Annotated in this window: 5 protein-coding genes; all 5 read left to right on the top strand. The window is 68.2% G+C overall.

From position 1 onward, the window contains the following. A partial coding sequence (locus VFB40_RS17170) for an alpha-amylase family protein (protein ID WP_527249199.1) occupies nucleotides 1-999 on the top strand: 999 nt, incomplete at its 5' end. A gap of 123 nt (nucleotides 1,000-1,122) precedes the next feature. After that, a complete protein-coding gene (gene treS, locus VFB40_RS17165) occupies nucleotides 1,123-2,850 on the top strand; it encodes a maltose alpha-D-glucosyltransferase (RefSeq protein ID WP_324851813.1) in 1,728 nt (575 codons plus the stop codon). Nucleotides 2,851-3,040: 190 nt separating this feature from the next. Further along, entirely contained in the window at nucleotides 3,041-4,570 is a 1,530-nt protein-coding gene (locus tag VFB40_RS17160; protein ID WP_324851811.1) for a maltokinase N-terminal cap-like domain-containing protein, read from the top strand. Nucleotides 4,571-5,002: 432 nt separating this feature from the next. Beyond that, on the top strand, nucleotides 5,003-7,132 hold the full coding sequence (locus tag VFB40_RS17155) for a hypothetical protein (RefSeq protein ID WP_324851809.1): 2,130 nt from the start codon (nucleotides 5,003-5,005) through the stop codon (nucleotides 7,130-7,132). A 242-nt stretch (nucleotides 7,133-7,374) separates the two neighbouring features. Then, the coding region (pelF, locus tag VFB40_RS17150) for a GT4 family glycosyltransferase PelF (protein ID WP_324851807.1) at nucleotides 7,375-8,642 on the top strand (1,268 nt) is incomplete at its 3' end.

The raw sequence follows: 8,642 nt of genomic DNA, 5'->3' as shown, positions 1-8,642 counted from the left end.
GAGCACCCCGAGTGGTTCACGACCCGGGCCGACGGGACGATCGCCTACGCCGAAAACCCGCCCAAGAAGTACCAGGACATCTACCCGCTGGACTTCGACGGCCCCGGCGTGCTGCCCGCGATCCTGGAGGAGTGCGAGCGGGTGCTGCGGCTGTGGATGGGCCACGGCGTGCGCATCTTCCGGGTCGACAACCCGCACACCAAGCCGGTGCTGTTCTGGGAGCGGCTGCTCGACCGGATCCACGCCACTGACCCGGACGTGCTCTTCTTGGCCGAGGCCTTCACCCGCCCGGCGATGATGCACACCCTCGCCAAGGTCGGGTTCCACCAGTCGTACACGTACTTCACCTGGCGCAACACCAAGCAGGAGCTTCAGGAGTACCTGACCGAGCTGGCCGAGGTCTCCTCGCCCTTCCTGCGCCCGAACCTGTTCGTCAACACCCCGGACATCCTGCACGAGTACCTGCAGTACTCGGGGCGCCCGGGCTTCAAGATCAGAGCGGTCCTCGCCGCCACGCTCAGCCCGACCTGGGGCGTGTACTCAGGCTACGAGCTGTGCGAGAGCGTCCCGGTGCGGCCGGGCAGCGAGGAGTACCTGAACTCGGAAAAGTACCAGCTGCGGCCGCGCGACTGGGCCTCCGCGGAGGCGGAGGGCAGGTCGCTGGCACCGTTCCTGACCCGCCTCAACGGCCTACGTCGTGAACATGTTGCACTGCAAGGGTTACGTAATCTCAAATTTCACTCCACGGACAACGATGCTGTGCTGTGCTACTCCAAGCGCACAGCCGCTGATCTGGTCCTGGTGGTCGTCAATCTCGATCCGCACAATACGGTCGAGGCCACCGTCTCCCTGGACTTGTCCGCGCTCGGCCTCGGCTGGGACGACCGCTTCACCGTACGCGACGAGCTGACCGGTGCGGTGTACCACTGGGGCCGGGACAACTACGTCCGGCTCGACCCGCACACTCAGCCGGCCCACGTGCTCACGCTGGTCAGGTAGGGCCCTGATCGCGGCGGCACGGGGCCACGGCCCGGGGCGCGGCAGCCCGGGCAGGTCGGCGACCGTGTGCAGTCCACCCTCATCCGCGCACCACATGGTGCTCCCGGCACAACTGGAGTGACCGTGATCGTCAACGAACCGGTATCAGACTCTCCGCTGGACCTTCCGAAGAGCGAACGCGATCCGGACTGGTTCAAGCGGGCCGTCTTCTACGAGGTTCTGGTCCGCTCCTTCCACGACTCGAACAACGACGGCACCGGCGACCTCAAGGGGTTGACGAGCAAGCTGGACTACCTGCAGTGGCTCGGCGTCGACTGCATCTGGCTGCCGCCGTTCTTCAAGTCCCCGCTGCGCGACGGCGGCTACGACGTGTCCGACTACACCGACGTGCTGCCGGAGTTCGGGGACCTCGGCGACTTCGTCGAGTTCGTCGAGCAGGCGCACGCCCGCGGCATCCGGGTCATCATCGACTTCGTGGTCAACCACACCAGCGACCAGCACCCGTGGTTCCAGGCCTCGCGCAACGACCCCGACGGGCCCTACGGCGACTACTACGTGTGGGCCGACGACGACAAGCAGTTCGCCGACGCGCGCATCATCTTCGTCGACACCGAGACCTCGAACTGGACCTTCGACCCGGTGCGCAAGCAGTACTTCTGGCACCGCTTCTTCTCCCACCAGCCCGACCTGAACTACGAGAACCCGCAGGTGCACGCCGAGATGCTGGCGGCGCTGCGGTTCTGGCTCGACCTGGGCATCGACGGCTTCCGGCTGGACGCCGTGCCGTACCTGTACCAGGAAGAGGGCACCAACTGCGAGAACCTGCCGCGCACGCACCAGTTCCTCAAGAAGGTGCGCAAGATGGTCGACGAGGAGTACCCGGACACGGTGCTGCTGGCCGAGGCGAACCAGTGGCCCGCGGACGTGGTGGAGTACTTCGGCGACCCGAGCATCGGCGGCGACGAGTGCCACATGGCGTTCCACTTCCCGGTGATGCCGCGCATCTTCATGGCCGTGCGCCGCGAGTCGCGCTACCCCATCTCGGAGATCATGGCGCAGACCCCGGCGATCCCGTCGAACTGCCAGTGGGGCATCTTCCTGCGCAACCATGACGAGCTGACGCTCGAGATGGTCACCGACGAAGACCGCGACTACATGTACAGCGAGTACGCCAAGGACCCGCGGATGAAGGCGAACGTGGGCATCCGCCGCCGGCTCGCCCCGCTGCTGGAGAACGACCGGCGGCAGATCGAGCTGTTCACCGCGCTGCTGCTCTCGCTGCCCGGCTCGCCGGTGCTGTACTACGGCGACGAGATCGGGATGGGCGACAACATCTGGCTGGGCGACCGCGACGGCGTGCGCACCCCGATGCAGTGGACCCCGGACCGCAACGCCGGCTTCTCGGCCTGCGACCCCGGCCGACTCAACCTGCCGGTGATCATGGACGCGGTCTACGGGTACCAGTCCACCAACGTCGAGGCGCAGATGGCCAGCTCCTCCTCGCTGCTGCACTGGACCAAGCGGATGATCGAGATCCGGCGGCAGAACCCGGCCTTCGGCCTGGGCACCTTCCAGGAGCTCGGCTCGACCAACCCCTCGGTGCTGGCGTTCATCCGCGAGCTGCCGGCCGGCGAGGGCCCGCGCGCGACCGGCGGCGAGGAAGATCTCGTCCTGTGTGTGATGAACCTCTCCCGCTTCCCGCAGCCGACCGAGCTGGACCTGCGCGCCTACCAGGCGATCGAGCCGGTGGAGCTGATCGGCGGGGTGCACTTCCCGAAGATCGGCGAGCTGCCTTACCTGCTCACCTTGGGTGGTCATGGGTTCTACTGGTTCAAGCTGCAGCGGCCGTGACCTGGCATGGTTCGGTATCACCTGGCGTGACACGGCGCGACGTGACGTGATCTGAGGGAAACGGTCCGGGGAGGACCGTCGGCGCACCCATTACCGCGCCGAAAGGAGGGTAAGAGGCGCGGTACCGGGCTGTCCCACGGATAGGGCGCTGCTCGGTGCAGCCACGCGACGGCCGAAAGGATGACCGACGATGACGTCGACGATCGACATGGCGCACGCCGCTCTGGACGGCCGCTCCACCGAGCGGCTGGCCGAGCTGCTGGCCGGCTGGCTGCCCGAGCAACGCTGGTTCGGCGGCAAGGGCCGGCAGATCCAGTCGGTCGTCCTTTCCTCCTGCTTGGCCGCGCCCGACGTCGCCGACGACGGCGGCGAGGAGGTCCGGCTGTGGCACGTGCTGGCCGAGGTGACGTACCGCGATGGAGCTGACAACGGCGAGGTGCCGCAGACCTACCAGGTCTTCGTGGGCGCGCGGCGCTCGCTGCCTGATCGGCTAAGGCACGCGGCGATCGGCGATCCGGACAGTGCGGTACCCGAGCTCGGCGGCCATTGCTACGACGGACTGCACGACGCGCACCTGGCCGGGTGGCTGCTGGAGCGGATCGCGGATCGCGACGCGCTCGGTCCGCTGCGCTTCGACCGGCTTGCCGGACAGGTGCTGCGCACCGACCTGCGCGCCCTCGTGCTGACCGGCGAGCAGTCGAACACCTCGCTGGTGTACGGCGACCAGTACATCGCCAAGGTCTTTCGCCGCCCGGCCCCCGGCCGCAGCCCGGAGCTGGAGCTCGGCCTGGCGCTCGCGGTCGCCGAGTCGCCGCACATAGCGCCGCCGATCGGCTGGGCCGAGTTCGACGCCGGCGCGCTCGACGGCGCAGGACTTGGCGAGCGGCGCCTCGGCGGGCAGGTGCTGGACGAACCGGTCACGCTGCTGACCCTGCAGCCGTTCCTGCCGAGCGCGACGGACGGCTGGGCGCTCGCGCTGACCAGCGTGCGCGATCTCTTCGCCGCCGAGCCCGACGTGTCCGCGGCGCGGGCCGGGGCCGACTTCGGGCCCGAGGCGCACCGGCTCGGCATGGCGACCGCGCGGGTGCACCGGGCTCTGGCCGCCACGCTGCCGACTGGCTGGCTCAAGCCGGAGGAGCTTGAGCAGCTTGCCGACGGGATGCGTCGACAGCTGGAGGTGACGGTGCGTCAGGTACCGCAGCTGCGGCCGTACGCACCGGGGCTGGCTGAAGCGATAGACCGACTCGCAGGGCTCGGCGGCCCGCTGCCGGTGCAGCGGGTGCACGGCGATTACCACCTGGGCCAGGCGATGCGCACCGTCACCGGCTGGGTGCTGCTGGACTTCGAGGGCGAACCCACCCGGTCGCTGGCCGAGCGGCGCGCTCCGGCCAGTCCGCTCAAGGACATCGCGGGGATGCTGCGCTCCTTCGACTACGCGGCGCACCACCTGCTGGGCACGATGTCGACGCTCGCCGACCAGCCTGCGGCGGCCACCGAGCTGATGACCGCGCGGGCGGCCGAGTGGGCGGCGCGCAACCGCGACGCGTTCTGCCGCGGGTACGCCGAGGTGCTCGGCTACGACCCGCGCGCGGAATCCGCGGTACTACGCGCGTTCGAAATCGACAAAGCGGTTTACGAGGTCGGTTACGAGGCGGCCAACCGGCCGTCCTGGCTGCCCATTCCGCTCAATGCCTGCGCACGGCTCTCCGCGCGGCACTGATTATTCGAACATCATTCCTTTCCGGAACACAGGTTCGGTACAAAACACGGCGATATCAATTTCATGAGTATTTCGCGACGCGCACGGGGCGCGCCGCGCGCCCACGTATTCGAACCGGCTGAGCTGGCCGTGTCCAGGGTCTAAGGGCCCGCGGTCCTGCTGGCACGTACTGACTAGCGCGTCCGCTGCATGTGCGAACGCGCCTTGTGTGCGTCGAACTTGTAACCTAAAACCATACGTTCGGATGAAAATCTGGCCTGTTTATGGGACGCCAGCCGCGCCGCTCCCCTACCGTAATAGACGGGTGGATGCCGCGGTGAAAAACAATCACGGAGCCGCGGCCCGATAATTCAGACTTCTACAACTACCGCAGGGGGGAACTCCTTGCTTCGCCATGCCCGCAAACAGCGCGGGGACCGCCACACCAGACCGGTGTCCGGCCTCGCCGCCGCGACGCTGTGCGCCGTCGCCGCCGTTCCGTTGCAGGCCGTCGTCTCCCAGGCGGCCACCGCCGGTTCCTCCACCAGCCCGAACACGGTCACGGCGAGCCCGATCAAGGGCACCATCGCCAAATCGGGCAGCGTGCAGGCAACGACCTTCCCCAGCGGGGACCGGATCGACCTGCGCGTGCTCGTGGTGACCGACGGCTCCTCCCCGGTCGAAGCGATCCGCTCCGAACTCGGCACCGAGGGCGTGCCCTACACCACGGTCGACCTCAACAACGCGAGCCGCCAGCAGCTCACCGCGGCCTTCCTGGCCGGAACCGCGGGCACGACGCCCGAAGCGCACTTCGACGCCGTCGTGCTGCCGAACAACGCGCCCGCGCAGCTGTCCGCCGCCGAGATCGCAGCGCTCAACGCGTACGAGGCCACGTACTCCATCCGCCAGGTCGACGCCTACCTCTACCCGAGTGCGGCTGTCGGCATGAACGCGCCGACGTTCGCCGGAACGCTCGACGGGATGACTGCCACGATCACCGGCGACGGGAAGACCAAGGCCTTCCCGTACCTGAACGGCAACGTGCCCTTCGAGAACATCGATCCGACCGTCTCCGAGTCATACGGGTACCTCGGCACTCCGAACCCGGCGACCGGTACCACGTTCGATCCGCTGGTCACCATGACCATCCCGAACACGACGACTCAGGGCGTCCTGGCCGGCGTATACACCGCGGGCGGTCGCAACGAACTGATCAACACGTTCGCCTACAACGCCAACCAGTCGCAGTTCCTCGCGCTCGCGCACGGTTACATCACCTGGGCGACACAAGGCGTGCACTTCGGTTACGACCGCAACTACTTCACCGTCGACGTCGACGACACCTTCCTGCCGGACTCCGAGTGGTCGCAGGTCGGGCACTGCACGCCGGGCGACTCGATCTGCCCGGCCGGCACCCCGGACACCACGCCGAGCCGGATGACCCCGGCCGACGTGGCGTACCAGGCCAGCTGGCAGAGCGCGAACAACTACAAGCTCACCATGCTGTACAACGGCGGCGGCTCGGACGACCAGGTCGCTGCGACCGGTTCGGACCCGCTGCTGACCGCCTGGCAGGCGAACAAGTCGGCCGCGTTCGAGTGGGTCAACCACACCTACTCGCACGAGTTCCTCGGCTGCCAGCAGAACGAGACCACCATCCCGTGGTCCTGCCAGACCGATGCCGGCGGGAACATCGTGTGGGTGCCGCAGTCCGACATCACCAGCCAGATCTCCCAGAACGTGGCCTGGGCGCAGGCCAAGGGCTTCCCGACGGACGCGACCGAGCTGGTCACCGGCGAGCACTCGGGCCTGGCGACGCTGCCGCAGCAGCCGGTCGACAACCCGAACCTCGGCCCGGGCCTGACCGCGCAGCACGTCGCGTGGACCGGCTCCGACGCCTCCCGCGAGCCGAACCAGCGCCTCGTCACCGGCGGCACGACCCTGACGGTGCCGCGGCACCCGATGAACGTGTACTACAACGCCGCGACGGTCTCGGATGAGATCAACGAGTACAACTGGGTCTACACCTCGGCGGCCAACGGCGGCTCCGGCATCTGCGAGAACAACCCGACCTCGACCTGCATCAGCCCGCTGAACCCGACCACCGGGTACACGGACTACATCGTGCCGACCGAGACCCGTATCGCGCTGAGCCACATCATGGCCAACGACCCGCGCCCGACCTACGTGCACCAGTCGAACCTGGCGGAGGACCGGATCCTCTACCCGGCGCTGAACTCGATCCTGGGCCAGTACCGGGCCGAGTACACGAATCTCGCGCCGGTCGTCGAGCAGACGCTCGCGGCGGAGGGCCAGACCCTTCAGCAGCAGTCGGCGTGGGCGGCGGCGGTCGCCGCGGGCACCGTCTCCGGCTACGTGCAGGGCAGCAAGGTGACCATCTCGGCACCCAGCGGACTGTACGTGCCCTTCACCGGTCCTCACGGGACGGAGAACCCCGGCCTGCTGGGCGGTTCGCTGGGCGCCACCGCGTTCGGGTCCGCGTACGCGGGAGAGCTCTCCGCGTACAAGAAGTCCCCGGCCGGCGGCTTCAGCCTGCTGCTTCCGGGCTACTCCGGCCTGTAATCCCGACCCGGCGCCCATGACGGAACCGGCGCCGCAGACAGAACACCGATGAAGCCGAGTGCTCGGAGCCACCTCCGAGCACTCGGCGCGCCCGGATATGCGCGCCAGCACAGCTAGACAGCACAGCACGCACACGCACACGCACACGCACACACAACGCGACCCACGAACGCGTACCCACCTTCGCGTGGGCACCGTCGGTTGCTTTATTCACCGCGCCGTACTTGAGGGGGACGGAAACCGTGGAGATCCTGCTCGTCACCGAGGGCACGTATCCACACGTACGCGGCGGCGTCTCGGTCTGGTGTGATCAAATGATCAGAGGGCTGAAGGCGCATCGTTTTCACGTCGTCGCGCTCTCCGCCACCGGCCATGAACCAGCCGTCTACGAGTTACCGGACAACGTCGATTCGCTGCGCCTGCTTCCGCTGTGGACGGCACAGCGTCCGATCCAACGCGGCCGCTTCGCCAAACGCCCGGACCCGGCCGCCGCGATCACCCTGCTCGAAGCCGCGCTGAGCCAGGATCCCGGAGCCGCGGAGGCCTTCGAAGCGGCCCTGTTCGAGCTGTTCTTCCAGGCCCACCAGTCGGTCAGCATCAGCGAGGTACTGCGCACCGACGCGGTCACCACCGCGCTCGCGGAGTGCTGGGAGCCGTTCCACGGCGGGCTCGGTCCCGCGCTCAAACTGGCCGACGCGATGGCCGCGCTGGACCTGATCGAGCACGCGCTGCGTCCTTTGTCCTACCGGCCGCCGGAAACAGACGTCACGCACACGGTGTCGAACGGCCTGGCCGCTCTCGTCGGCCTGGCTGCCAAGTGGACGCACGGTACGCCGCTGATCATCGCCGAGCACGGTGTGTACCTGCGCGAGCGGTACCTCGCCCTGCACGGTGAACGCCTCGGCTGGCCCGTAAAGGCAATCGTCGCTGCCTTCACCCGGCGACTGTGCGAGACCGGCTACCGCAACGCAGACCTCATCACGCCCTGCAACGAGTACAACCAGCGGTGGGAGAAAAGGCTCGGCGCGGATCCGGAGAAACTGCGCACGGTGTACAACGGCGTCGATCCGGAACGCTTTCCCCAGGCGCAGGCGGAGCCGGAGGAGCCGACGCTCGTCTTCGTCGGCCGGATCGACCCGCTCAAGGACCTGCACACGCTGCTGCGCGGCTTCGCTCTGGTCCTCGCCGAACTGCCGAACGCGCGGCTGCGGATCTTCGGCGGCCCTCCGTCCGGCGGCGAGTGGTACCACGAGGAATGCCTCGCGCTCGTACAGGAGCTGGGCATCGGCGAGTCAGTCGTCTTCGAAGGCCAGTGCAACGCGGTCAGCGAGGCGTACGCGGCCGGACACGTGGTCGTGCTGTCGTCCATCTCGGAGGGCCTGCCGTTCACCGTGATCGAGGCGATGGCCTGCGGCCGGCCGAACGTCGGGACCGAGGTCGGCGGCGTGCCCGAGGCGATCGGCGATACCGGCCTCGTGGTGCCGCCGCGCCGGCCGGCGGAGCTGGCGCA

Source organism: Actinocrinis sp. (assembly GCF_035650855.1).
Taxonomy (GTDB): Bacteria; Actinomycetota; Actinomycetes; order Streptomycetales; family Catenulisporaceae; genus Actinocrinis.
This window is presented reverse-complemented; position numbering and strand designations above follow the sequence as displayed.